Here is a 22256-nt window from a genome sequence, read left to right on the forward strand (position 1 = left end):
TCCGTCTGCCGTGTCGCGATTCGAGGCCGTACCGGGAGAATACTTTTATAGATGGTTTCACCGACCGCGGGACCGATCCCGAAAGGGGTTACCCGACCGGCCGACAAACACCGCCGATGACCGTCGTCGGGATCGACGATACCGACTCGCGCGAGCGGGGAATGTGTACGACCTACGTCGCCACGCAGGTCGCCCAGCGGCTCCGGACGGCCGAGTCGGCAACCGTCTCGAGCGTTCTGCTGGTCCGACTCAACCCCGCCGTCGAGTACAAGACGCGGGGCAACGCCGCCCTGGCGATCCACACGGATTGTGATCCCGGACGCGCGTTCGCGCTCGCTCGCGACCGCCTCGAGACGCTCGCCGAAACCGGCGACGAGCGGACGAACCCCGGACTGGTCGTGGCCGACGCGACCCCCGAGGACGCGCCGGTTCCCGACGATGTCTGCCGATTCTCGCAAGCGGCAATCCGCGACCACCTCGAGATCGCCGACGCCGTCGACCTGTTAGAGCGCCGCGGGTACCGGTCGTGGCACGCCGGCGACGGCCGCGGTCGGATCGGCGCGCTGGCCGCGATCGGAGCCTGGAGCGCCCTCGAGGAGTGGACCTACGAATACATCTCTTATCGCGAGCCCGACCGCTGGGGGACGCCCCGCGAGGTCGACCACGAGAGCGTCTTCGCCGCGGCCGACGCGGGGTATCCGGCGGTGTGGGACACGGTCGACCGCGGCGAGGACGAGGCAGTCTGTGTCCCTCACACGCCGGGCCCGATCCTGCACGGGATCCGCGGCGACGACCCGGACGCGGTCCGATCGGTCGCGGCCGACATCGAGAGCGAGCCCGTCGCGGAGAGCCGACTGTTCGTCACCAACCAGGGGACCGACGCGCACCTCCAGCGGGGGTCGATCGGGACCGTCGAGGACGGCCGCGCCTACCGGCTCGAGGGTCGCGTCGCGAGCGAGCCCGAAACCCGCCGCGGCGGGCACGTCTTCGTCGACCTCGAGTCGCCGACCGACGCGGCGGACGACGGCGCGCCCGCGCGAGAACGGCTCCCCTGTGCCGCCTTCGAACCGACGAAGCGCTTTCGCGACCGCGTGCGCGCGCTCCGCGTCGGCGACCGAGTCACGGCCTGCGGCGAAGTGAGCCGCGGGACGCTGAAACTCGAGAAGTTCGCCGTCCGCGATCTCGTCAGCAGCGAGCGAGTCACGCCGACCTGCACCGACTGCGGTCGGACGATGGAGAGCGCCGGTCGCGATCAGGGCTACCGCTGTCGTGACTGTGGGACGCAAGCGGCGGAGAAAGCGACGCGGCGACTCGAGCGCGACCTCGAACCGGGCTGGTACGAGGTGCCCCCGTGTGCGCGACGACATATCGCGAAGCCGCTGGTCCGCGGCGGGTTCGACGCGCCGACGCATCCGGAACGGTAGGTGTGGCCGGGCGGGTACGACTCCCGCTCAGCGGATGCTGACGCCGTTGCGCGCAAGGAACTCGCCGGCCGACTTGATCTCGACGGGGCTGCCGATGATCCGGCAGTGGTCGTCGCCCGCCGGAACGACGGTGACCGTGAACTCCTCGTCCAGCCGCGGCTCCAGCCCCTCGAGCGTCTCCCGCGGGAGGACGATCTGGGTACTGTCACGCAGCTGTGACGCGTCTGGCATGCATAAGCGATTCCCCCGCCTATCGGTTAGGTGTATCGAAGTCCGGTTGGTATCGGTAATGGCACGCTTGAGGTGCTGAAACAGCGCTTTCGAGCATTGTGAGAGAGGAGTGGAGCGGTCCGTGGCGGATGCTGACGGCTAGTCCGGGGGCGGTTCCGTTCGGTGTCGTCTCACGCGGAGTCGGCGCTAGGGGGTAACTCGACCGCGACGATTTCGTGGCCCGTCTCTCGTCGATGGTGGGTCCCGATCCGCGTCGCTTCCTCGCGGCCGTCGGCCGACCGCTCGAACGAACAGCCGTCACACTGCACGAGGAACCGCTTTGCATCCGTCTGTGCCGACCCCGACTCCGTTGGCCCACTCTTGTTTGCCGCCATGTCACACGCTTCACCGGCATCGGGCTTGAATTATCCTCCAAAGGAATTGGGGTCACGCCGTCTCTGACCCCTCCCAAATACATCGCCTCGAGAGTGTTTCGTTCCGGTGACCGACGGCCGTCGATTCGGAACCGAGCCGTCGGTCGTACGGAGGGAGTACCGAACGAAAGTGGGCGACACTGGCGACCCGTCGACCGGTCGCTCAGTTCGTTCCGGAAACCGTCACCGTCCGCGTATCGCTCGAGTGTGGCGATCGCACCGTCACCGGGAACGTGTCGTCGTTTCTGACGGGGTATGTCTCGTAGCCGAGCGACACCGATGCCGTCTCGCCCGGCGCGAGACTCACGCTCGCGGTGTCGACCACTTCGGGCGTGCTGCCGACGACGAACTCGATCGTGTGCGTCCCTGCGGCATCGCCCGCGTTCTCGACTGCGGCGGTGACGGAGAGCCGCTCGCCACCGGTCACCGGTGCGTTGGTTCCCGTGATCGACACTGCGAACGACGCCGTGCCGGTGTTACCGTCGCCGCCGTCACCGCCATCGGCCCCGTCGTCGCCATCGCTGTCGCGGCCGTAGACGAGCACCGACCGCGAGGCGGAGTCGTCGCCGGTCCGCACGCGCACGGGGAACTCGTCGTCGTTTCGCACGGGATAGGTCCCGTAGCCAAGCGTGACGGTCGTCGACGCGCCCGCACCGACGGTCACCCGCCGACTATCGACGGTCGTCGGATCGTGCCCGACCACGAGTTCGACCTCGCGATCGGCCGGCCCGTCACCCGTATTCGAGAGCGTCGCGGTCACCGTGAGGCGCTGGCCGCCCGTCACCGGCGCGTTCGTCTCGAGGCCGGTCACCGCGAGGTTCCCGTGCTCGCCGGCGTCCTCGGTCCCGACGACGGTCACGTCCGTCTCCGAAGCAGCGTGGCGAGTCTCGACGCGGACGGGGAACGTTTGCGTGTTGCGGACCGTGGCCGTCGTGAACTCGAGTCGCACGGTCGCGGCATTCCCCGCCATTATCTCGATCGTCGTGCCGTCGACGCGGGTGGGATTGTGCCCAACGATTAGTTCGGGGTTCGCCGTGACGAAGCTGTGGTAGGTCGAACTGCCGTGGATCGAGACGTCGGCCTCGACGACGAGTTCTTCGCCCGCGCGGACCGGCGCGTTCGTGCCGGTGATCCCGACGTCGCGGAACGCATCGATCGACGGGCCATCGGTGCGGGCGACCGAGACCCGGCCGTCGTCGCAGACGAGCCACGCCATCATCGGGTAGCCGCCGATAAACCAGATCGCGTTCCCCGCGACCATCGTGTACGTGACCGTCTCCTCCGCCCCAGACATACCGCTCGTATCGACGTACGTCGCGTTTCGTCCTTCCTGCCAGAGCACCCGCTCGAGCGCCCCATCGCCGTCGCTGGCCGTCGCGGTCACCGCGATCTCGTCGCGGGTCGTGATCGTGGTCCCCGGCTCGGGGTCACAGGTGACCGTCCCGCTCGGTGCTGCCGGTGCGGATTCGGCGACGGCGACCCGCCAAGCGACCGACGCTCCGCCGACGGTCGCGACGACCCGGTAGGTTCCGGGGTCGTCGAACTGGGCGTACACGGCCGGGTTCCCAGTTCGATGGGTGTAGCTCCAGAACGGTGCACCGCCGACGATCTCCGCCGCGCCCGCGCCCTCGATACGCCAGTCGGTCGTCGAGGGATCGACGCTCGACGACGCCGCGGCTTCGAACACCACCTGCGCCCCGGGTCGGACGGCCGTCGCGCGATTCGCCGGACAGACGCGATCTAGTCGATCCGTCTGTGCCCCTCCGAGACCCGTCGTCGCGAGCGCCCCCACACCACTGCCCACCGTGGTAACGTAGTCCCGCCGCCGCATGCTATGTCATTCCATATACGGGAGGGAATAGCTATGGAAAAGTTTGCGACACGAACCGGTTCGGCCGAACGAGTGTCCGAGCCGACGGCACGGCGGATCCGGCGAAAGACGGCGGACGAGTCGGGGAGAGCAACGACAGTGACGGCGAGCCCCGACCAGACGTCGAGTCGTCGGCGGGTCCGATCCCCACCGGGCATCTCGAAAGGGTTTTTCGGCGCGGCCGGTTGTGTACGGACAAATGGGGCTCGAGGAGGAGATCGAAGAGATCGAGGAGGAAATCGCCAATACGCCCTACAACAAGTCGACTGAGGCCCACATCGGCCGGCTGAAGTCGAAGCTCGCGGAGAAAAAAGAGAAGCTGGAGAAGCAACAGTCCGGTTCGGGCGGCGGTGGCGGCTACTCCGTCGAGAAACACGGCGATGCGACCGTCGCGCTGGTCGGCTTTCCGAGCGTCGGAAAATCGTCGCTGTTGAACTCGCTGACCAACGCCGAGAGCGAGACCGGCTCCTACGAGTTCACGACGTTGGACGTCAACCCGGGCATGCTCCAGCACCGGGGGGCGAACATCCAGATGCTCGACGTGCCGGGGCTCATCGAGGGCGCGGCGTCGGGGAAAGGCGACGGCCAGCAGGTGCTCGCCGTCGTGCGCAACGCCGACCTGATCGTCTTCGTTCTCTCGGTGTTCGAGATCGACCAGTACGACCGGCTCCAGGAGGAACTCTACGACATCAACATCCGCGTCGATCAGGAGCCCCCGCGGGTGACCGTCCGGCCGAAGATCAAAGACGGCATCAAGATCACCTCGAGCACCGAGCAGGATCTGGACGAACAGACGATCCAGGACGTGCTCCGCGATCAGGGCTATGTCAACGCCGACCTCAACCTGCAGGAGAACGTCACCATCGACCGATTGGTCGACGGGCTAATGGAGAACCGCGAGTACATCCCCTCTATCACCTGCGTCAACAAGGTCGACCTGATCGAGCCCGACTACAAGGAGACGGTCGACGAGCAGTTGCGCGAACGCGACCTCGACCCCGAGGAAGTCACCTTCATCAGTGCCGAGAAAGAGAAGGGCCTCGAGGCCCTCAAGGATCGCATCTGGAACAACCTCGGCATGATCCGGGTCTACATGGACAAACCGGGCCGCGGCATCGACTGGGAGGAGCCACTCGTGATCGAGGAGGGAACCACCGTCGGCGAAGCCATCGAGAAACTCGGCGGGGAGATGGAAGAGCGGTTCCGCTTCGCCCGCGTGACCGGCCCCAGCGCAACCCACGACGAACAGCAGGTGGGGAAAGACCACGTCCTCGAGGACGAGGACGTGCTGAAACTGATTTTACGACGGTAGTCGACTACCGCTCGAGGCGACTCGAGCGGCAGTTTCGAACGATAGAATAGGTGTCAAAACTCGATATTATCATCCAATAATACTGCAATCAATAGCATTATCTGGCCCTTAGTCGATCGACTAGATATGTCTGAGTTCGGAGTTCTTTCGCTCGTGCCCCCGGTGCTCGCGATCGCCCTCGCGATCGCGACCCGCCGGCCGATGCTCTCGTTGTTTCTGGGCATCTGGTCGGGCGCGGTCATCCATACCGGGGGTCTCGGTATCGCACAGACGTTCGACTGGATCGTGGGCGCGATCATCGTCGACGACGGCTTCCACGTCCAGATCCTCGTCTTCACGCTCCTGCTGGGATCGGGCGTCGCGCTCATCTGGCGGCTCGGCGGCGCGATCGCCGTCCGACGGTGGTCGATGAACCGTCTCGAGAGCCAACGCACCGTCGGCGTGACCACGTGGTTGCTGGGGATCGCGATGTTCTTCGACGACTACGCGAACACCGCGATCGTCGGCAGCACGATGCGGGAGATTTCCGACGAGCTGCGCGTCTCCCGCGAGAAGCTCGCGTACATCGTCGACTCGACGGCCGCGCCCGTCGCGACGCTGGGCATCTCGAGCTGGGTCGCGTTTCAGCTGTCGCTGATCGGGAGCGCCTACGAGGACATGGGTGTCGCGAGCGAGGCGCCGACGGCGTTCGCGACGTTCGTCGGGTCGATTCCGTACAACACCTACGCGATACTCGCGATCGTCATGGTCGGCATCGTGGTCTACACCGGGCGGGATTACGGCGAGATGCTTGACGCCGAACACCGCGCTCGGACAACCGGGGCGGTCAACCGCGAGGACGCACAGCCGCTCCAGAAAGTCGAGGACGACCTCGGGAAACCGATCGACGACCGGCCGATGCTTCGGACGTTCTTCGCGCCCGTCGTCGTGCTGATCGCGGTGACGCTGGCCGGCGCGTTCTGGACCGGCTATCGATCGTGGCGCTCGAGTCAAGCTGAAGCGGGTGCGTCGACGTCGCTGGGGGCCGCCGCGAACGATACCGGAATCGCGCAGGTGCTGATCGACGTCGTCGGCGCAGGCGACTTCGCGACGGCACTGATCTGGGGCTCGTTCGCCATGGTCGTCACCGCGGTCGCGATCGGACTCGGCTACGGCCTGTTCGATATCGGCGACGGCGTCGACACCGTCATCGACGGCTTCGGCATCATGCTGACGGCGGTGACGATCCTCGTGCTCGCGTGGACGATCAGTAGCGTCGCGGAGACGCTCGGAACCGGTGAGTACGTCGCAAGTCTGGTCGAACCCTACCTCACGGCGGAGTTGCTCCCCGTGCTCATCCTGTTCGCCGCCGCGTTCGTCGCGTTCACGATGGGGTCGTCGTGGGCGACGATGGGGCTCGTCACCCCCATCGCTATCCGGGTCGCCTACGAGTTCGGAGCCGGATTCGACCTCGTTCCGATCGCCGTCGGGGCCGTCTTCTCCGGCGCGATCTTCGGCGACCACGCCTCGCCGATCTCCGACACGACGGTCCTCTCCGCCACGTTCAGCGGCGCGGACCTGATCGACCACGTGCGCACGCAACTCCCCTACGCCCTGACCGTCTTCCTCGTCGTCGTCGGCTGCTATCTGCTCAACGGCTACCTCGGCGTCCCGCCGATCGTCTTCCTCCCGCTGGGCGTCGTCGCGCTCGTTGGCCTCGTGATCGGTCTCTCGAGGCTCGACGCCGAGCGAAAGGGGATCGAGCCGGTCCCGACCGAGCCGGCCGCCGACCTCGCCGAACGCGACGCCGATTCGCCCGAAGGAAGCGGCTAGACCGCCGCCTTCGCCAATCTTTTGGAGCGCGCAGCCGATCTATCGCGTATGGACGGAACGCTCGACCACACGATGATCCGCGTCGCCGACCTCGAGGAATCGCTCGAGTGGTATCGGACCCACCTCGAGTACGAGGAGAAAGACCGCTACGAGGGCGACGGCTTCACCATCGTCTATCTGGGCCCCGAAGAGATGCACGAGGACGGTGCGATGCTCGAGATCACCCACAACGAGGGCGAGGAACCCGAAGTGGGCGACGCCTGGGGGCACGTTGCGGTCCGCGTTCCCGAGGGCGAACTCGAGGACTACTACCAGCAGTTGATGGATGAGGGCGTCGAGGACTACCGCGACCCCGAGTCCTGTGGCGGCCGGTACGCGTTCGTCAAAGACCCCGACGGCCACGAGATCGAGATCGTCCAGCGCGATCAGGGCGCGCTCTGGTCGCTCGATCACACCATGATCCGCGTCGAAGATGCCGACGCGGCGCTTGGCTTCTGGACCCGCAAGTTCGAGTACGACGAGGTCGGCCGCTGGGAGGCCGACACCTTCGCGAACTACTTCGTCGAACCGAGCGACGCCGCTCCCGAAGCCATGTCCGTCGAACTCACCTACAACTACGACGGGCGCAGCTACGAGATGGGCGACGCCTGGGGTCACCTTTGTGTCCGCATCGACGATCTCCACGAGGACTGGAAGCGACTCATGACCCGGGAAGCGGCGGACTACCGCGACCCCGAGAGCTGCGACGATATGTACGCCTTCACGAAGGATCAGGACGGCCACGAGATCGAACTCATCGAGCGCGACCTCGAGGCCGACTCGCTGTTCCCCTTCTGACCGCCCGCCGGTCGCGACCGACGGTCTCCGTCGGTCCGATCGCAGTCGGTCGAGTGCGAGGCACGTTGTGCTCTCGAGCCCTATAGTTCCGGAATCGGCACGACGACGACCGGGCGAGTCGTCGCCTCGAGGAGAGACTGCGCGGTCGAGCCGAGCCCGCGCGTCGCGTCCGGATCGCCGCTGTGGGCCCCGATGACGAGTTCGTCGGCGTCGGCGTCGGCCGCAGCGTCCCGGAGCTCGTCGGTCGGCGTCCCCTCGCGGACTTCGGTCTCGACGTCGCCGACGGTCGCGAGCCTGACGGGGGCCACGTTCAGCGCCTCCTCGCAGTCGCGTCGCGCCGTCGGATCGTCGGGCGCTGCGACCGCGACGACGGTAACGGTGTCGTCGGCGGTCGCCCGACTGTCGAGGTAGTCACAGATCGCTGCCGTCGTGTGCACGGAGTCCGTTCCGGCGAGGTAGTCCATAGCGGACCCAGAATCGGAGACTCGAAGAAACCTGTGGTGGGGCCGACTCGCGACACTCGTATTTTCTGGCTCAGAAAACACGCTCCCGTTTCTATTACAATCCGATCGGAATGAATGATCGGGGGACGAGAAAGGCCATCTCCCCGCACGCCTTGGCGATCCCCCGTGTCCCGACAGCCGATCATCCCAGGGGTCGCGACACCTGCCCCACGCACGTCCCTGCACTCCCCCTCGGCAGGGACGTGTGTCCCGTCGACCGACCCCGACTGCCTCGGTGCCGTCCACGTCCGAATCCCGTCGCTTCGGCCCTCACGATCGCGAGCCGGTTTTCAGTGTTGCCCGTACAGCGAATACGTAATCGCGACCAGTCCGAGCAGTCGACTCACGTTCTCGAGCAGCACGATGACGATCCGTTCAGGTTCGAACAGCGTCGTAACGGTGACGTTGAGTACGAACGGACACAGCGTCAGCAAGAGGAGGCCGAGCGAGAGATAGAGCATCGACCGCGCGCCGTTCCGACGGTAGCCTCGATAGGCCTGATAGGCGATGACCGTCCCGAAGAGTGCAACGAGAAAGAGACTCGCGACGGTCAGCAGTTCGAACAGCGTCGCCTGATCGAGCCGCACGACGTTCCGGCTCATCGCATCCCCTCCCACATGCGGGTGAACTTGTCGGCGACGTCTTCCTCGCGATGCGTCAACTCGAGGGAAAACGATCCGTCGTCGAGTGAGAGCTCGAGGGTGTCGAGGTTCGCGCTGTAGACGCTGTAGTGGTTGCCGTCCGGTGCGAGTTCCGTCTCTTCGGTGACGAGATTACACTCCTCGAGACGGTCGAGCCGTCGATAGATCGTCGGGAGGGAGGCGTCACACCGTTCGCTCAGGGTACTGGCAGACATGGGTTCGACGCTGGTATGTGTGAGGATATCTCGCGCGTACTCGTCGTCGAGAACTGCGAGCAGTGTCGACAGGTCGGATTCCTCACTCACTGGTATGGCTGTTCGTTCCGGTATTACTATGAAAAGCAGTCCGGTTTTTCTGGGTGAGAAAATACGTCCGCCGATTCCTGCACCCGGCGACAGCCGGGGTCGACGCCCGTTTTTCGTGCTCGCGGTTTGGAACCATACGGTTAAGCCTGTCCAGATAGTAGTGTGTAATATGGACTATACAATGAAAAAGTCCGTGGACGCCACCTTCGACGAGACCGTCGACGCGACGGTCGCCGCGCTCGAAGCGGAAGGGTTCGGCGTCCTCTGTGACATCGACGTCCAGGCGACGTTCGCGAAGAAACTCGACGAAGAGTTCAGGCAGTACCGTATCCTCGGCGCGTGCAATCCGGGACTGGCACGCGACGGGCTTTCCGAAGAGATCGAACTCGGCGCGCTGTTGCCGTGTAACGTCGTCGTCTACGAATCCGACGACGGGGACGTGGTCGTGAGCGCGGTCGATCCGCAACGGCTGGTCGGCATCGCTGACAACGCCGCGCTCGAGTCCATCGCGACCGAAGTCGCCGATCGATTCGAGCGCGTACTGGCGACCGTTGCTGACGATCTCGCGCCCCCTTCGGAAACGTAGGGGTTCAACCGCTCTGTCTCACTCGTTCCGAAGCGCGCGGAGAAGCGAGCATCGCATTTGGACACAACATTCTCTATATCGGTATGCAGTTTATAGCATGGCTGCAGGCGAAACACCCGCCGACTGGACCACCTACGACGGGCGGCCGACGGACTACCTCCGAGCGTCCGCCCAGGCGAGCCACCCGAACAATCGCTCGAGCAGTCGCTCCTCTCCGGCCCGCGAGAACCGATGTCCTTCCCCCGCGAACCGCTCGATCAGGACGTCTGTCTCGAGTCGCCGGGCGGCGGTGAAACTATTCGCCAGCGGGACGGACTCGTCGTCGCCGCCGTGAAAGATCGCGACGGGACACGAGAGCGTTCCCACGACCTCGTCGAACGGGTGTCGATCGAGCGCCTCGAAGAACCGGCCGTCGATTCGGTCGCCGGTGTCGAACGTCACCGCGCCATCGCGGTCGACCGTTTCCCGGTACTCGTCGAACGTATCGGTGAGCGTCACCGGCGCACGGGTAGCGACCGCCCGCACTCGATCGTCCGTCGCGGCGGCGTGAAACGCGACTTTGCCGCCGAAACTCGAGCCGAACAGGGCGTAGGAGTCCGGGTCGAAGTAGTCGACGACGCCGTGGAGGTCGGCGAGTCGCGCCTCGAGCGTCGAGTCGGCGAACTCGCCGTCGGAGTCGCCACAGCCGCGGGTGTCGAACCGGACCGCGTTGTATCCTTCCTCGACCGCGCGCCGACAGCGATGTTCGTAGCTGCCGGCCTTGTCGCTGCGAAGCCCGTGACAGAAAAACAGCCACCTGTCACCCTCGGCCTCGTGGTGGACGGCGACGACCTCCGGAACCGACGCGGTTTCAGTCGCGTCCGCTTTGATTGGGATGCGGTGTCGTTCGGCCATACTCCGACGGACGCGTTCGGTCGCCTTGATAGCGGTGTTTGTCGGTGGAACCGTCCACCTCGAGTCGATGCTCCGTCCGTGGTCCGAGCTCCGGATCGGCTCCGTTCGGCCAGGTATCGATCGAAACCAGCGCGTATACATGCCGAGGGGCTGGGAACGATGGCTCACGAAGGCACAACCCCTGGGGTCGACGGTGTCAGATCGGGTGGTTGGGAGGCAGGAAAGCTTCGCCGGATCGTCGGCGATTGGCTATCGATACTGTGACCTGAGCGAACATCTTCTCACTGACCACTTGTACGCGAAACTCGCCACCGCTCGAGTCGTTGCGTCCGAATCGGTCGCCAGCGACGGCCGTCGGCGAACCGTTTATCCCTCGCCGTCGGGTTCGGTCACTTATGACCCGCACGACGTACCAGTGTCAGTGTGGTGCGCGCCTCGAGTTCAAACAGGATCTCGAGAAAGAGCCGGGTACGACGACGCCGAACTGGAAGTGCAAGGACTGCGGGACGCCGGTTCCGGGGATGACCGCCGAAAAGATCAGCCACCAGAACCCGTCTTGATCGTCGAATTGGGGCTCCGGGCTTCGAAGTAGGGGTTGTCCGACCGTTCGCAGACTGCGTCTATCGCCCGGTCCGACTCTCGGTCAGCCGTGTTGCTCGAGACGCCACCGCTTGATCAGCTGAGAGTGTCCGAGAGCGGCACCTCTCTCGTCCAGGCACCAAATAAACGGCATAAGGCTATATGAAATACTCCCGGCTGCTACGGAGAGGGCGAGCAGAGCAGGTACCAGCCCTCGACCTGTTGGACCGCCAGCGACCGCACAGACTCCCCGACTGGGCGGCTCGAGCAGCCGAATCGACCTCGAGCCGGGCGTTCACGCCACGCAGGCGTCGCGTTTTTTCCGACCCCGTCGCACCGAAACACGGATTTAGCTCCGTGAGACAGTACCGACCGAAGCGATGAATCGTGGCGTCACCCTCGCGATCCGTGTTGACCGCGGCGGCTGCGGTGACGACAGCCTCGAGCGATCGGGCGACGGGCAGGGAGAAATCCGGCGGCGCCGATTCGGTCCAGCCGTCACCACGACTCTCGAGCGGGTGATCGCGCTGTGAGCGACGTGGCGGTCGTAGACGCGGTCGACGCCTATCTGGAGCGAAAGGCCGTCGGCGACCCCGACGGCTCGGGGGCCGGAACTTACGCGTCGAACGCCGAATCGATCCTCCGGCGCTGGGCCGAGTGGCTCGAGCGCGACCACGGCCTCACGGCGATCGACGCCCTCGAGGTCGATCACATGCGGGCCTACGCCGAGGAGCTCCGGCGGCGGACCGATCGCGGGGAGTACACGGCATCGACCGCCGGCACCTACTATGCGGTGGTCCGGGCGTTCTGCTCGTGGTGTGTCCACGGCGGGATCCTCGAGACCAATCCGGCCGCGACCGACCGCGCCGAGACCGCGCTACCGACCGTCGACGAGCGCCCGGCGAGTGACTCCTGGACGGCAACGCAGCGTCGCAAACTCGAGCGCTACGTTCGCGACCGGGCGCTCGAGGCCGCTTCGCGTGCGACGCGCGAGCGACGAACCCGACTGCGGGAGTACGCGATGGTTGCCGTCCTCGCCCACTCGACGGTCCGCGGGGCGGAGTTGTTCCGCGTGCCCGACGACGACCGGCGGACGGGCGCGACCTGGCAGGACGTCGATTTCTACACGGGGACGATTCGCGTCCTCGGGAAGTCCCAGCGCCTCGAGGACGTGCCGCTGCCCGCCCGCGCGCGGACGCCGCTGCGGCGGTATCGGGTCGTCCTCGATCCGCCGTCGAACGACTGGCCGCTGTTCCCGACCGGTCACGCGCCCTCGATCGCCGCGCGGGTGCGGTCGGCCCTGCGTGAGCGGGGCTACGACGACGAGACGATCGAGGCCATGTTCGAGGACGCGACGGCGGTCGAACTCGCCCGCGAGCGGTCGATCGCGCCGCCGGCAATCACGACAGAGGGCGCGCGGTCAGTACTACGAAGGCTCTGTAACGGGGCCGGGATCGATGTCGACGGCGACTATCTGACACCGCGGGGCGTTCGTCACCAACAGGCTGACGAGCCGTATCGTCGGGAGGCGACGGCGTCGAAGGCGACGCTTCGAGCGTCTGTCCTCGAGCAATCGATCGTCGTGCCGGCCGAGCGGCCGTCGGTCCGCGACACGGAGCCGGCCGACCGCGACGAGTCGACGAACGCGGAGTGACCAAAGGGCGACGGAGCCCGCGAGTCGACGGAGTTATCCGGATACCGCGTAGCGAAGCTCGACCATTCCGGTTTCGCGGGTCGTGTTCTCGAGCAGTTCCAAGGTCCGTTGCTTCCCGTCCGTCCCGAAGAGTGAAATCCCGCGTCCGAGCAGCACCGGAACGAGGGTGAGCCGCAGTTCGTCGACCCGGTCCTCGCGCAGGAACGCTCGAACGACCTGCGCACCGCCCACCAGCCAGATGCGGTCGTGCCGGCGTTCGAGTTCTGTGGCCAGCGCGGCTACCTCACCGTCGACGAACTCGACGGCGTCGGTGGCGCGGGGATGCTCGCCGTGGGTGAGCACGTACGTCGGCCGCTCCTCGTAGGGCCAGTCGCCGAAGGCGCGCACCTGTTCGTACGTCGTCGCGCCCATGACGAGCGCGTCAATATCCGCGAAGAACGTCTCGTAACTTCCGTCTCGGTCGTCGGTGCCAGCTTCCGGCTGGAACTCCTCGAGCCACGCGACGCTCCCGTCCTCGGCGGCAATGAAGCCGTCCACACTCGTCGCGATGTAGAGCGTGATCTCGCCCGTAGTCATGCGACTCCTTCGCGCCGACGGAGAGTAAAACTACACCGGGTTCTCAGAACGATTGGTCAGACCACGAGCAGCCACAGGATCACGGTCAGGACGACGGTCAGCACCAGAACGGTCGTTCCGATGCCCGCGCGGAGCTGAATCGTCGACGGGCGGCCGCCGTCGGTCGCCTGACGTTCGTCCACGTCGACCAGCGGGAGCCGGCTTGCGGCCGCGTCGACCGCCAGCACGGGGTTGTTCCCGATCCAGTAGCAGCGTTTGACGGCCCCGACGACCGCGGCGTCGACGGCGGCGTAGGTCTCGGTGACCGCGAGCATCGACCACCGGCTGACGTAGTAGGTCGCCGGATAGACGACCATCGCGGGGTCGCCCAGATCGAGTTTCGAGAGCGGTTTCCGGACGATGACGAAGGCGATCGCGGCGACCCCCGTCAGGATTCCCGCCGTCTCGAGGTGACTGAGACTGTAGGGATGCAGCGTCCCCTCTCCGCCGGAGTATGCGAACGTGAAGTGGCCCCCGTGGCCGTGCAGCGTCGGCGCGAGGTCGGCCAGCCCCTGCCACCAGACGCCAAAGAGGAGGCAGGCACCGCCCAACCCGAGCATCGCGACGGTCTGGCCGGGCTTCGCGTCGGCGACCTCGTAGTCGCTCTCGCCGTGGAAGAAGACGTAGTAGCCGAGCTTGATAAACGACAGCAGGGTGCCGATCGCGCCGAGCCAGAGGAGCCAGTACAGCGCCTGATACTCCGGCTGACCGTAGTATCCCGGATCGGCCGCGTCGAACAGCATCCCCTTGCTGACGTAGCCGTTGAAGCCCGGGATAGCGGTGATCGAGAGTGCGCCGAGCCCGTAGCCGATCGCGGTCAGGGGCATCTCGCGCCAGAGCCCGCCCAGTTCGTAGAGGTCCTCCTCGCCGGTGCGGTAGATGACGACGCCGACGGCCATGAACAGCAGGCTCTTGAACAGGATGTTGTTGAGCAGGTGGCTCATCGCACCGGCGGCGGCGAGTTCGGACCCCATCGCGGCGGCCATGCCGATCCCGGCGACGATGTAGCCGAGCTGGGCCTGAATGTGGTAGGACAGCAGCGCCCGCATGTCGTGTTGCAGCAGGGCGAACGTCGCGCCGTAGACGGCCATCAGGCCGCCCATGTAGGCGATGTAGATACCCAGGTCGCTCCCGGCGTCGATGGGGAACGCCCGATAGAGGACGAACGCGCTCGTCTTCGTCGTATAGACCGAGAGGAACACCGACGCCGCGAAGTGCGGTCGCGGGTAGGTGTCCGGCAGCCAGGTGTGGACGCCGATGAAGGCCACGTTGACGCCCATGCCGAGCACCGCGAGCAGCGCCGGAATTCCGTCGCCGATGCCGGCCCCGGTGTAGACGAACGTCCCGGTCTGAACGTAATGGGCGGCGACTGCCAGCATCACGAGCACGCCGCCCGCACCATGGAACAGCGCGTACCGGAAGCCGGCCCGGACCGCCTCGCCGCCGTACTGCCAGACGACCAGCGTGCTGGTCACGGCCATCAGCTCCCACATGAACAACAGGACGAGCCAGTCGCCCGCGAACGCCGCGCCGATCGACGAGGAGACGTAGACCAGCGCGAGCGCGACCAGCGTCTCGCTCGCCTCGCTCGAGTAGGCGTAGATCACGCTACAGATCCCGAGGAAGCCGAGGCCGAGCCCGACCATCCGCGAGAACTCGTCGACGTAGTAGGGGACGACCTCGAACCCGAGGAAGGTGCCGGCAAGATGCTGGCCCTCCGGTGCGATCAGCGAGATCGCCAGCACGGCCGCCAGACTGAGCGCGCCGACGGTGAAGCCGGCGATCCGGGGCAGGACGAGCACGAGCAGCGCCGCCGTGAAGACCAGCAGCGGCGGGTAAGCCAACGAGAGGAGTTCGAGTTCCATCACGCGCTCACCTCCGTTACGAGCTCGTCGAGCGGAACGGTCCCCAATTCATCGAACGGCATCCCGAAGACGCCTTCGACGATCTCGGTCGCGAGCTCGAGGAAGACGGCGTAATCCGGGACGACGCCGAGGACGACCGCGCCGGTCGCGATGACGACGATCGGGGCGAGCATGAGCCACGTGCTCTCCGCGAACGGCGAGCGACGCGGCCAGCCGCCGGCGGGCGGCCCGCCGGTGAGGTGGTCGTCGTGGTCGCCGTGGTGGTCGACGGCGCTCACGTGCTCACCCTCCGGCTCGGATTCGGGGTCGTCCGGAGCCGTGTGGTCGCTCGGATATTCGTCGACCGCGTACTCGTAGTCCTCGTCGCCGTCGGCGTGGTCCGATTCCGCCGCGTCGGCCGCATCGGAGCGGTCCGTTTCGCCACCGTCGGAGCGAGGCTCCGACGGAGATCGCCTCGTGTCACTCGGCTCACCGCCGTCGGCGGCGACGCTGTCGTCCCCTTCGGCGGTGCCGTAGGACTCGAACAGGCCGCCGCTCGGGAACTCGAGTAAGGGTTTAGCATCGTGGTAGTCCTCGCTCTCGAAGAAGGCGGTGTAGACGACCGGCCAGAAGTACGCGATGTTGAGGACGGCCGAGAGCAGCAGTGCGCCGGCGAACAGCCAGTACTCGCCGCCCATGGCGCCAGCCCCGATGAGCATGTAGAACTTGCTGACGAAGCCGGCGATCGGCGGCAGGCCGGCCATGCCCGCCGCGCCGACGGTGAAGGCGGCCATCGTCAGCGGCATCCGCTTGCCGATACCGGCCATCTCGCTGATGTAGTCGGTGTGGGTCTCGACGTGGATCGAGCCGGCACAGAAGAACAGCGTGAGCTTCGCGAACGCGTGCGCGGGGATGTGAAACAGCGCTCCGACCATGGCGTAGGGATGCAGCATCGAGAGCCCGAGCACGATGTAGGAGAGCTGTGCCGTCGTCGAGTACGCGAGTCGGCGCTTGAGGTGGTCTTTCCGCATCGCGATGATGCTCGCCGCGGTCAGCGTGAACGCGGCGACGATGGCGACGGGGATATTCAGACCGACCTCGCCGATCCCCGGCACGTCGAGGGGTAGGTCGTAAATCAGGCCCGGACCGTAGACCTCGAGGATGACCCGCGCGACGCCGAACGCGCCGGATTTGACGACTGCCACGGCGTGGAGCAGCCCGGAGACTGGGGTTGGCGCGACCATCGCGTCGGCGAGCCAGGAGTGAAGCGGCATCAGCGCGGCCTTGACGCCGAAGCCGGCGATGAGCAGGAAGAAGGCGATCTGGGCGTAAACTGGCTCGACCTGTGCGGCCGCGGCCAGCGCCTCCATACCGCCGGCTTCGAAGGCGAGCGTCGGCCCGGCGCTCGTCAGACTCGTCAGCCAGTAGATCATGACGGTGCCGGCCAGCAGGAAGACGCCGCCGCCGAAGAACGTGTACGTGAGGTACTTTCGGCCAGCGATGCGGGCCTCGCTGTCCTCGTTGTGGGCGACGAGCGGGTACGTGACCAGCGACAGCAGTTCGTAGAAGACGAAGATCGTCACGAGGTTCGCCGCGAAGGCGATCCCGACGGCGGCCGAGAGGCTGGCCGCGAACGACGCGAAGAAGCGCGTCTGGGCGTGCTCGTCGAGCCCGCGCATGTAGCCCGTCGCGTAGAATGACGTGAAGATCCAGAGGAAGCTCGCGAGCAAGGCGAAGAAGATCCCCAGCGGATCGGCTCGCAGGGCGAAGTCGATCCCCGCGAGGAACTGGATCCCCGTCGAGTCGGCGAGGCTCCACCGGAAGACGGTGCCCGACATGACCGCGGGGAGCATGCTAACGACGATCCCGAACTTCGCGAGGGCGGCCAGCACGGACCAGCCTTCGCGCAGGTTCGGGCGGCGATGCGACGCGATAATCAGGACGATCGCGACCGCCGAGACGAGAACGGCGGCCAGCGGGCGAATGTCTGCGACCATCAGTTAAACACCTCCGTCAGGAACGGCTCGAGTAGGTCGGCGATCGCGCCCCCGGCGAAACCGAGTGCGACGGCACAGAGCGCGGCGATCACGACGACCGCGACCATGCCGACCGAGACGGCGTCGGCCGCCCCCTCGCCGCGGATCGCGCCATCGGCGTCGGTCGTTCCGCCGTCGGTCGCGGCGGCTCCCGGCCGGGGGGTCTCGACCGCCGGCGGCGTGAAGTACATCTTCTCGAGCAGACGGGCGGCGTAGGCGAGGGTGAGCATGGTACTGAGGAAGATCACGGCGGCGACGGGCCACAGTTCGGACTGGACGGCACCCAGCGCGATGTACCACTTGCCGACGAAGCCGACGCCCGGCGGGACGCCGACCAGCGAGAGCAAGAGGACGGCCATCGCGCCGGCGACGACCGGCCGGTGCTTCGCGAGGCCGGCGTACTCGTCGACGGTTCGCGCGCCGTAACTCGTCGCGACGAGCGCGGCCGACAGGAAGAGGCCGGCTTTCAGCAGGCCGTGGCCGAGCAGGTGGATCGCGGCGCCGACGAACGCCGTCTCGGAGCCGCCGGCGATGACGACCCCGTAGGCGGCGATGACGAGGCCGAACTGCGAGACCGACGAGTAGGCGAGCATCCGCTTGACGCTGGTCTGGATCACCGCCAGAACGGTGCCCGCGAGGACGCTCACGCAGCCGACGACGAGAACGATCGCGGCCGCGTTTTGAGTTCCGGCCAGATAGTCCACGCCGAAGACGGTCACGATCAGCCGGCCGAAGGCGTAGGCGGAGGCCGTCGAGACGAGCGCGGCGATCAGCGGCGTCACGCCGTCGGGGGCCTGCTGGTAGGCGCTGGGCTGCCACGTGTGCAGGGGCCACTGGGCGACCTTGACTGCGAAGCCGACGACGATGAATCCGAAGCCGGTCCGGATCAGGAGCGGGCGCTCCGCCGCTGGAATCTGTGCGGCGAGCTCGAGCATGTTGAGCGTCCCCGTCGCCATCAGCAGGAAGGCGACGCCGATCAGGTACATCGACGCGGCGACGGTTCCCAGGATCAGGTACTGCAGGGCGGCGACCGCCGATTCCGGGCCGTCGCCGCTGGCGACCAGCGCGTAGGTCGCGATGCTCGTGATCTCGAGGAAGACGAAGAGGTTGAACACGTCGCCGGTCATGGTGATCCCGAGCAGGCCGCCGACCAGCAGCAGGTAGGCGGTGTAGAACGTGTTCCCGCGGGGACCGCCCCGACGCGTGTACACGAGGACGCCGGCGGCGACGGCCGTCACGAGCAGGGCGATCAGGACCGAGAACTCGTCGGCGACGAGCTGGATGCCGTACGTTTGCGGGTAACCGCCCAGTTCGTGGGTCACTACCCCGTCGGTATAGACCACGGTCGCGAGGGCGACGACGGCGGCGAACAGGCCGGTCGTCGTGAGCGCGGCGACGGACCAGCCGGCCCGGTCGTAGCGCAGCCCCAGCGCGATGGGGAGCGTGGCCGCGAGCAACGGGGCGACGATCAGCAACGGCGGGAGCAGGTCGACGCTACTCATCGGCGCGCACCTCCCTCAGGGTGTCTTCGCGGAGGGTCCCGTACTCCGCGTAGATGCGGATGATCAGGGCCAGTCCGACCGCCGTCAGCGCGATGCCGACGACGATGGCGGTCAGGACGATGACCTGCGGCAGCGGGCTCGCGACGAGGAGGTCGCCAGGGTTTTTCTCGGCGGGAACGACCGGTGCCGAGCCGCCCTCGACGTAGGCCATCGCGATGAAAAACAGGAAGATGGCCGTCTGGAAGAGGTTCACGCCGATCAGTTTCTTCACGAGGTTCTCGCTCGCGATCACCATGTAGATCCCGATGCCGAGCACGACGAACACCAGCGCGTAGAGGTAGTAACTCGAGAGGAACTCAATCATCGTCGCTCACCTCCCGGTCGTCGGCCCTGCTGGTGCCGCCGGTTCCGCTCGGTCGTTCGGGCTCGAACCCCGCCGCCATTGAGAAGAACAGGCCGATCATGGTCCCGGAGACGATCAGCGCGATGCCGAGGATCTCGACGGCCTCGAGCCCCCACTTGGGCTTGATGTGGAAGACCGCCTTGAGCCGATAGAACTCGAGGAACTCCCCGCCCAGCGCGATCATCGCGAGGCCGATCGCGCCGAAGATGACGACACCGCCGGTGACGAGACCCACGAGCAGGGAGTTGCGCAGCCACTGACGGGTCGGCTCGATCCCGAAGGCGAAGGCGAGCATGAGGATCGTGACGCCGACGATAGCGCCGCCCTGGAAGCCGCCGCCGGGCGCGTCGCCCCCGTGGAAGGTCATGAACAGCCCGTAGGTGAGCGTAAACGGTGCGATGATCTTCACGGCGGTCATGATCACCTGGCTTTCGGTGTACGTATCATCGATGGAGTCGGGCATTCAGGCGAACACCTCGCGTTTCAGGACGAGCAGCGTGGAGACGCCGGCGGCGAAGACGACGACCGCCTCACCGAAGGTATCGAAGCCACGATAGGCGGCGAGAACGGCCGTCACGGCGTTCTGGACGCCCGTTTGCTCGTAGGTCGCGCGGATGTAGTGTTGGGTCACGTCGGGGTCCGACCAGACCGGCGTCTCCGTGAGACCAACAGCGTACATTTCGGGCAGGACGACGGTACAGAGCAGGAGGACGAACGCGCCGACGGCGACGACTCCCGGAACGTGAATCCGCTCTCTGAGGTCATCGGTCGAGGGACGCGCTGTCCGTGCGATCGTCAACAGCAACAAGAGCGTCGTGACGCCGGCCCCGATCGCGGCCTCGGTCATCGCCACGTCGGGTGCCAGCAGGAACGTGTAGAGGATCGCCATGCCGAGGCTGTAGGCACCGAAAACGATGATGACCGACAGCACGTCCCGGAACAGCGCGGTCGCGACCGCGGTCGCGAGGACGAACAGCGCGAGCGCGTACGCGAAGGCACTCACTGTGGTTCACCTCCCGTTCCCGCGTCGCGGTCCGTCGGCTCCCCACCCCGCCCCGACGATTCCGGATCGGGCTCGGGCTCTAAGTCGCGCGCGGATTCGCTCCCGTCGTCGGCGAGCTGTGGCTCGACGCCCGTTTCGGCCGCCGAGCGCGCGATCGCGTGGGCCGCCGTCGGGTTCGTGATGAAGACGAAAAACAGCAGTAAGACGGTGTAGACCGTCGCGTGCTGCCAGCCCAGCGCAACCGCGACGCCGGCGAGGGTTAGCCCGGCGCCGAGGGTGTCCGCCTGTGAGGCGGTATGTGTGCGCGCGTAAACGTCGGGAAGCCGGATCACGCCGACCGCCGCGATGAACGTGAAGAACACGCCGAGGGCGACGAGGGCGACGGCCACCCAGAAGCGAAGCGCGTCGATCACAGCACGCCACCCCGCTCGACGGTGAACTTCGAGATCGCGATCGACATCAGGAAGTTCAACAGGGCGTAGATCAGGGCGACATCGAGGAACCACGGCTCGTCGAGCGCCACGGCCAGCAGCGCGAGGACGACGACCGTGTTCGTCCCGAGGACGTTGACCGCCAGCAGCCGGTCCTGGGTCGTCGGCCCGACGACGGCGCGGTACAGTAACACGATCGCGAGGACGACGAACGCCGCGGCCGCGGCGAGGAAGACGTCCGCGAGCGGCGGCGTCACAGCTCCTCACCCCCGACGACCTCGGCCTCGTCGCGCTCCTCGGGCGAGGGGATCGCCGCCGATTCCCGACCGTAGAAGACGAAGCGGATGCCGCGCTCGAGGCCGCCGTCGAACAGGTCCTCCTGAGCGGCCGGGATCAGCGTGTGGACCAGCAGCTCCTGATTGTCGGCCCGGACCGTCAGGGTTCCCGGGGTGAGCGTGATGCTGTTTGCCAGCGCGGTCAGCGGCAGGCCGCTCCGGACGCGAGCGTTGACCCGCGTCAGCGTGGGTTCGATCGGCATTGACGGCCGCAACACCGCGGCCGAGACCGCGATGTTGGCTTTCAGGATCTCCCAGAGCAGATACGGGATGTAGAGGACGAATCGTACGGTCCGTATCGGCGACTGGACGCGGTCCAGCGGCACCGAGAACGTCACCTGCGCGAGCGAGACGGAGACGATGGCGGCGACGGCCGCACCGGTGACGAGATCGAACCAGTAGGTCGGATCGCCCAAGACGAGATAGAAGCCATAGGAGATCCAAAACGTCGCGAACAGTCGGTCGAAGTCCTCCGTCCCGCCGACGAGCCGGCCGCGACGGGCCGGTCGATCGACCGGTGCCTCGTCGTAGGCCAGCCCGATGCGCTCGAGTTCGCGCTCGAGGGGCTGGAGCAACTGGGCGGAGACGCCGGGCTGGTACTCGGGATCGATGATCACGCGGTCGATCCCGTGATCGTCCGCGTAGGCGTCGAAGATCTCGGCGTAGTCCCGCGGACCGAAGAGGTACTCGTCGGCGCCGAGCGTCGCCGTCTCAATCGTGACGTCGGCATCGCTGGCGTCCTCTTCGGCCCAATTCCGTGCCCGCGAGAGCAGGTCGTCCGCGTCTTCGCGGTGGCGCGCGCTCTCGGGCACGTCGGCGTCGTAGGGGAGCGCGACGACGAGGTGGCACTCGAGGGAGTCGGCGCGCTCGAGGCCCGATCGGACGGCGTGGCCGACCGTCTGCCGAACGGTCACCGTGTCCGACAGCGGGACGAGCAGGCGTTCAACCGCCACGGCGTCTCCCTCCGGGTGACCGTTGGTGGATGTACATGACTCTCGTTGATAGTCGAGTGAAACGGTAGCCGTA

The 22256-nt window shown here is 66.6% G+C and carries 25 protein-coding genes; 8 read left to right on the forward strand and 17 right to left on the reverse strand.

Annotated elements, in window-relative coordinates; genetic code table 11:
- Window positions 1–116: 116 nt before the first annotated feature.
- Entirely contained in the window at window positions 117–1424 is a 1308-nt protein-coding gene (locus tag NKH51_RS07800; RefSeq protein ID WP_254764696.1) for a tRNA(Ile)(2)-agmatinylcytidine synthase, read from the forward strand.
- A gap of 27 nt (window positions 1425–1451) precedes the next feature.
- On the opposite strand, the gene NKH51_RS07805 is transcribed toward NKH51_RS07800, so the two are convergent.
- The 3 genes from NKH51_RS07805 to NKH51_RS07815 form a co-directional block, all read right to left on the reverse strand.
- On the reverse strand, window positions 1452–1655 hold the full coding sequence (locus NKH51_RS07805) for a VNG_1110C family protein (RefSeq protein ID WP_254764697.1): 204 nt from the start codon (window positions 1653–1655) through the stop codon (window positions 1452–1454).
- 170 nt (window positions 1656–1825) lie between these two features.
- Window positions 1826–2029 carry a hypothetical protein gene (locus NKH51_RS07810; RefSeq protein ID WP_254764698.1) on the reverse strand — a complete coding sequence of 68 codons (204 nt, stop codon included), beginning with the start codon at window positions 2027–2029 and terminating at the stop codon, window positions 1826–1828.
- Between the two features lie 202 nt (window positions 2030–2231).
- Entirely contained in the window at window positions 2232–3899 is a 1668-nt protein-coding gene (locus NKH51_RS07815) for a COG1361 family protein (RefSeq protein ID WP_254764699.1), read from the reverse strand.
- Window positions 3900–4137: 238 nt separating this feature from the next.
- On the opposite strand from NKH51_RS07815, the gene NKH51_RS07820 reads away from it, so the two are divergent.
- From NKH51_RS07820 to NKH51_RS07830, 3 genes are all read left to right on the forward strand, one after another.
- Window positions 4138–5250, forward strand: a complete 1113-nt coding sequence (locus tag NKH51_RS07820) for an OBG GTPase family GTP-binding protein (protein ID WP_254764700.1) — start codon at window positions 4138–4140, stop codon at window positions 5248–5250.
- A gap of 126 nt (window positions 5251–5376) precedes the next feature.
- Window positions 5377–7062, forward strand: a complete 1686-nt coding sequence (locus tag NKH51_RS07825; protein WP_254764702.1) for a Na+/H+ antiporter NhaC family protein — start codon at window positions 5377–5379, stop codon at window positions 7060–7062.
- Between the two features lie 48 nt (window positions 7063–7110).
- Complete coding sequence (locus NKH51_RS07830; RefSeq protein WP_254764703.1) at window positions 7111–7899, forward strand: VOC family protein; 789 nt, start codon at window positions 7111–7113, stop codon at window positions 7897–7899.
- Window positions 7900–7979: 80 nt separating this feature from the next.
- On the opposite strand, the gene NKH51_RS07835 is transcribed toward NKH51_RS07830, so the two are convergent.
- From NKH51_RS07835 to NKH51_RS07845, 3 genes are all read right to left on the reverse strand, one after another.
- Entirely contained in the window at window positions 7980–8363 is a 384-nt protein-coding gene (locus tag NKH51_RS07835; RefSeq protein WP_254764704.1) for a universal stress protein, read from the reverse strand.
- A 329-nt stretch (window positions 8364–8692) separates the two neighbouring features.
- Window positions 8693–9004, reverse strand: a complete 312-nt coding sequence (locus NKH51_RS07840) for a DUF7521 family protein (RefSeq protein ID WP_254764705.1) — start codon at window positions 9002–9004, stop codon at window positions 8693–8695.
- Window positions 9001–9348: an ArsR/SmtB family transcription factor gene (locus NKH51_RS07845; RefSeq protein ID WP_254764707.1), complete on the reverse strand. Its 348-nt coding sequence runs from the start codon at window positions 9346–9348 to the stop codon at window positions 9001–9003. Before NKH51_RS07845 ends, NKH51_RS07840 begins: the two co-directional genes overlap by 4 nt.
- Before the next feature lie 169 nt (window positions 9349–9517).
- Here NKH51_RS07845 and NKH51_RS07850 point away from each other — a divergent pair, with 169 nt between their 5' ends.
- Window positions 9518–9934, forward strand: a complete 417-nt coding sequence (locus tag NKH51_RS07850; RefSeq protein WP_254764708.1) for a DUF302 domain-containing protein — start codon at window positions 9518–9520, stop codon at window positions 9932–9934.
- A 153-nt stretch (window positions 9935–10087) separates the two neighbouring features.
- Here the strand turns inward: NKH51_RS07850 and NKH51_RS07855 are convergent, their stop codons facing one another.
- Window positions 10088–10828, reverse strand: a complete 741-nt coding sequence (locus tag NKH51_RS07855; protein WP_254764710.1) for an alpha/beta hydrolase family protein — start codon at window positions 10826–10828, stop codon at window positions 10088–10090.
- 395 nt (window positions 10829–11223) lie between these two features.
- Between NKH51_RS07855 and NKH51_RS07860 the strand changes: the two genes are divergently transcribed.
- The 3 genes from NKH51_RS07860 to NKH51_RS07870 all read left to right on the forward strand — a co-directional run bounded on the left by NKH51_RS07860 (window position 11224) and on the right by NKH51_RS07870 (window position 13061).
- A complete protein-coding gene (locus NKH51_RS07860) occupies window positions 11224–11388 on the forward strand; it encodes a hypothetical protein (RefSeq protein WP_254764712.1) in 165 nt (54 codons plus the stop codon).
- A 399-nt stretch (window positions 11389–11787) separates the two neighbouring features.
- A complete protein-coding gene (locus tag NKH51_RS07865; protein ID WP_254764713.1) occupies window positions 11788–11940 on the forward strand; it encodes a hypothetical protein in 153 nt (50 codons plus the stop codon).
- Window positions 11937–13061 carry a tyrosine-type recombinase/integrase gene (locus NKH51_RS07870; RefSeq protein ID WP_254764715.1) on the forward strand — a complete coding sequence of 375 codons (1125 nt, stop codon included), beginning with the start codon at window positions 11937–11939 and terminating at the stop codon, window positions 13059–13061. The genes NKH51_RS07865 and NKH51_RS07870 overlap by 4 nt, the downstream gene beginning before the upstream one ends.
- Before the next feature lie 33 nt (window positions 13062–13094).
- Here the strand turns inward: NKH51_RS07870 and NKH51_RS07875 are convergent, their stop codons facing one another.
- The 10 genes from NKH51_RS07875 to NKH51_RS07920 are packed head-to-tail and all read right to left on the reverse strand — an operon-like array spanning window position 13095 to window position 22183.
- Window positions 13095–13637: a dihydrofolate reductase family protein gene (locus NKH51_RS07875; RefSeq protein WP_254764716.1), complete on the reverse strand. Its 543-nt coding sequence runs from the start codon at window positions 13635–13637 to the stop codon at window positions 13095–13097.
- A gap of 56 nt (window positions 13638–13693) precedes the next feature.
- Window positions 13694–15541 (reverse strand): Na(+)/H(+) antiporter subunit D, encoded by a 1848-nt coding sequence (locus tag NKH51_RS07880; protein WP_254764718.1) that lies wholly within the window; start codon window positions 15539–15541, stop codon window positions 13694–13696.
- Complete coding sequence (locus NKH51_RS07885) at window positions 15541–17517, reverse strand: proton-conducting transporter transmembrane domain-containing protein (RefSeq protein ID WP_254764720.1); 1977 nt, start codon at window positions 17515–17517, stop codon at window positions 15541–15543. The genes NKH51_RS07880 and NKH51_RS07885 overlap by 1 nt, the downstream gene beginning before the upstream one ends.
- Complete coding sequence (locus NKH51_RS07890; protein ID WP_254764722.1) at window positions 17517–19058, reverse strand: proton-conducting transporter transmembrane domain-containing protein; 1542 nt, start codon at window positions 19056–19058, stop codon at window positions 17517–17519. Before NKH51_RS07890 ends, NKH51_RS07885 begins: the two co-directional genes overlap by 1 nt.
- Complete coding sequence (locus NKH51_RS07895) at window positions 19051–19422, reverse strand: cation:proton antiporter subunit C (RefSeq protein WP_254764723.1); 372 nt, start codon at window positions 19420–19422, stop codon at window positions 19051–19053. The genes NKH51_RS07890 and NKH51_RS07895 overlap by 8 nt, the downstream gene beginning before the upstream one ends.
- Window positions 19415–19924, reverse strand: a complete 510-nt coding sequence (locus NKH51_RS07900) for an MnhB domain-containing protein (protein ID WP_254764725.1) — start codon at window positions 19922–19924, stop codon at window positions 19415–19417. Before NKH51_RS07900 ends, NKH51_RS07895 begins: the two co-directional genes overlap by 8 nt.
- On the reverse strand, window positions 19925–20464 hold the full coding sequence (locus tag NKH51_RS07905) for a DUF4040 domain-containing protein (RefSeq protein WP_254764726.1): 540 nt from the start codon (window positions 20462–20464) through the stop codon (window positions 19925–19927). It abuts the gene before it with no gap.
- Window positions 20461–20877, reverse strand: coding sequence for a monovalent cation/H(+) antiporter subunit G (mnhG, locus tag NKH51_RS07910; RefSeq protein WP_254764728.1), 417 nt, complete (start codon window positions 20875–20877; stop codon window positions 20461–20463). The genes NKH51_RS07905 and mnhG overlap by 4 nt, the downstream gene beginning before the upstream one ends.
- The gene (locus tag NKH51_RS07915) at window positions 20874–21152 is read right to left on the reverse strand and encodes a cation:proton antiporter (RefSeq protein ID WP_254764730.1); all 279 of its coding nucleotides are present in this window, start codon (window positions 21150–21152) and stop codon (window positions 20874–20876) included. The genes mnhG and NKH51_RS07915 overlap by 4 nt, the downstream gene beginning before the upstream one ends.
- The gene (locus tag NKH51_RS07920; RefSeq protein WP_254764732.1) at window positions 21149–22183 is read right to left on the reverse strand and encodes a monovalent cation/H+ antiporter subunit E; all 1035 of its coding nucleotides are present in this window, start codon (window positions 22181–22183) and stop codon (window positions 21149–21151) included. Before NKH51_RS07920 ends, NKH51_RS07915 begins: the two co-directional genes overlap by 4 nt.
- Window positions 22184–22256: the final 73 nt, after the last annotated feature.

It is taken from the genome of Natrinema marinum (assembly GCF_024296685.1).
Lineage (GTDB): Archaea > Halobacteriota > Halobacteria > Halobacteriales > Natrialbaceae > Natrinema > Natrinema marinum.

Coding starts and splice junctions, on each gene's coding strand:
- NKH51_RS07800 (WP_254764696.1), top strand. CDS start 117: ATGACCGTCGTCGGGATCGACGATACCGACTCGCGCGAGCGGGGAATG.
- NKH51_RS07805 (WP_254764697.1), bottom strand. CDS start 1,655: ATGCCAGACGCGTCACAGCTGCGTGACAGTACCCAGATCGTCCTCCCG.
- NKH51_RS07810 (WP_254764698.1), bottom strand. CDS start 2,029: ATGGCGGCAAACAAGAGTGGGCCAACGGAGTCGGGGTCGGCACAGACG.
- NKH51_RS07815 (WP_254764699.1), bottom strand. CDS start 3,899: ATGCGGCGGCGGGACTACGTTACCACGGTGGGCAGTGGTGTGGGGGCG.
- NKH51_RS07820 (WP_254764700.1), top strand. CDS start 4,138: ATGGGGCTCGAGGAGGAGATCGAAGAGATCGAGGAGGAAATCGCCAAT.
- NKH51_RS07825 (WP_254764702.1), top strand. CDS start 5,377: ATGTCTGAGTTCGGAGTTCTTTCGCTCGTGCCCCCGGTGCTCGCGATC.
- NKH51_RS07830 (WP_254764703.1), top strand. CDS start 7,111: ATGGACGGAACGCTCGACCACACGATGATCCGCGTCGCCGACCTCGAG.
- NKH51_RS07835 (WP_254764704.1), bottom strand. CDS start 8,363: ATGGACTACCTCGCCGGAACGGACTCCGTGCACACGACGGCAGCGATC.
- NKH51_RS07840 (WP_254764705.1), bottom strand. CDS start 9,004: ATGAGCCGGAACGTCGTGCGGCTCGATCAGGCGACGCTGTTCGAACTG.
- NKH51_RS07850 (WP_254764708.1), top strand. CDS start 9,518: ATGGACTATACAATGAAAAAGTCCGTGGACGCCACCTTCGACGAGACC.
- NKH51_RS07855 (WP_254764710.1), bottom strand. CDS start 10,828: ATGGCCGAACGACACCGCATCCCAATCAAAGCGGACGCGACTGAAACC.
- NKH51_RS07860 (WP_254764712.1), top strand. CDS start 11,224: ATGACCCGCACGACGTACCAGTGTCAGTGTGGTGCGCGCCTCGAGTTC.
- NKH51_RS07865 (WP_254764713.1), top strand. CDS start 11,788: ATGAATCGTGGCGTCACCCTCGCGATCCGTGTTGACCGCGGCGGCTGC.
- NKH51_RS07875 (WP_254764716.1), bottom strand. CDS start 13,637: ATGACTACGGGCGAGATCACGCTCTACATCGCGACGAGTGTGGACGGC.
- NKH51_RS07880 (WP_254764718.1), bottom strand. CDS start 15,541: ATGGAACTCGAACTCCTCTCGTTGGCTTACCCGCCGCTGCTGGTCTTC.
- NKH51_RS07885 (WP_254764720.1), bottom strand. CDS start 17,517: ATGGTCGCAGACATTCGCCCGCTGGCCGCCGTTCTCGTCTCGGCGGTC.
- NKH51_RS07890 (WP_254764722.1), bottom strand. CDS start 19,058: ATGAGTAGCGTCGACCTGCTCCCGCCGTTGCTGATCGTCGCCCCGTTG.
- NKH51_RS07895 (WP_254764723.1), bottom strand. CDS start 19,422: ATGATTGAGTTCCTCTCGAGTTACTACCTCTACGCGCTGGTGTTCGTC.
- NKH51_RS07900 (WP_254764725.1), bottom strand. CDS start 19,924: ATGCCCGACTCCATCGATGATACGTACACCGAAAGCCAGGTGATCATG.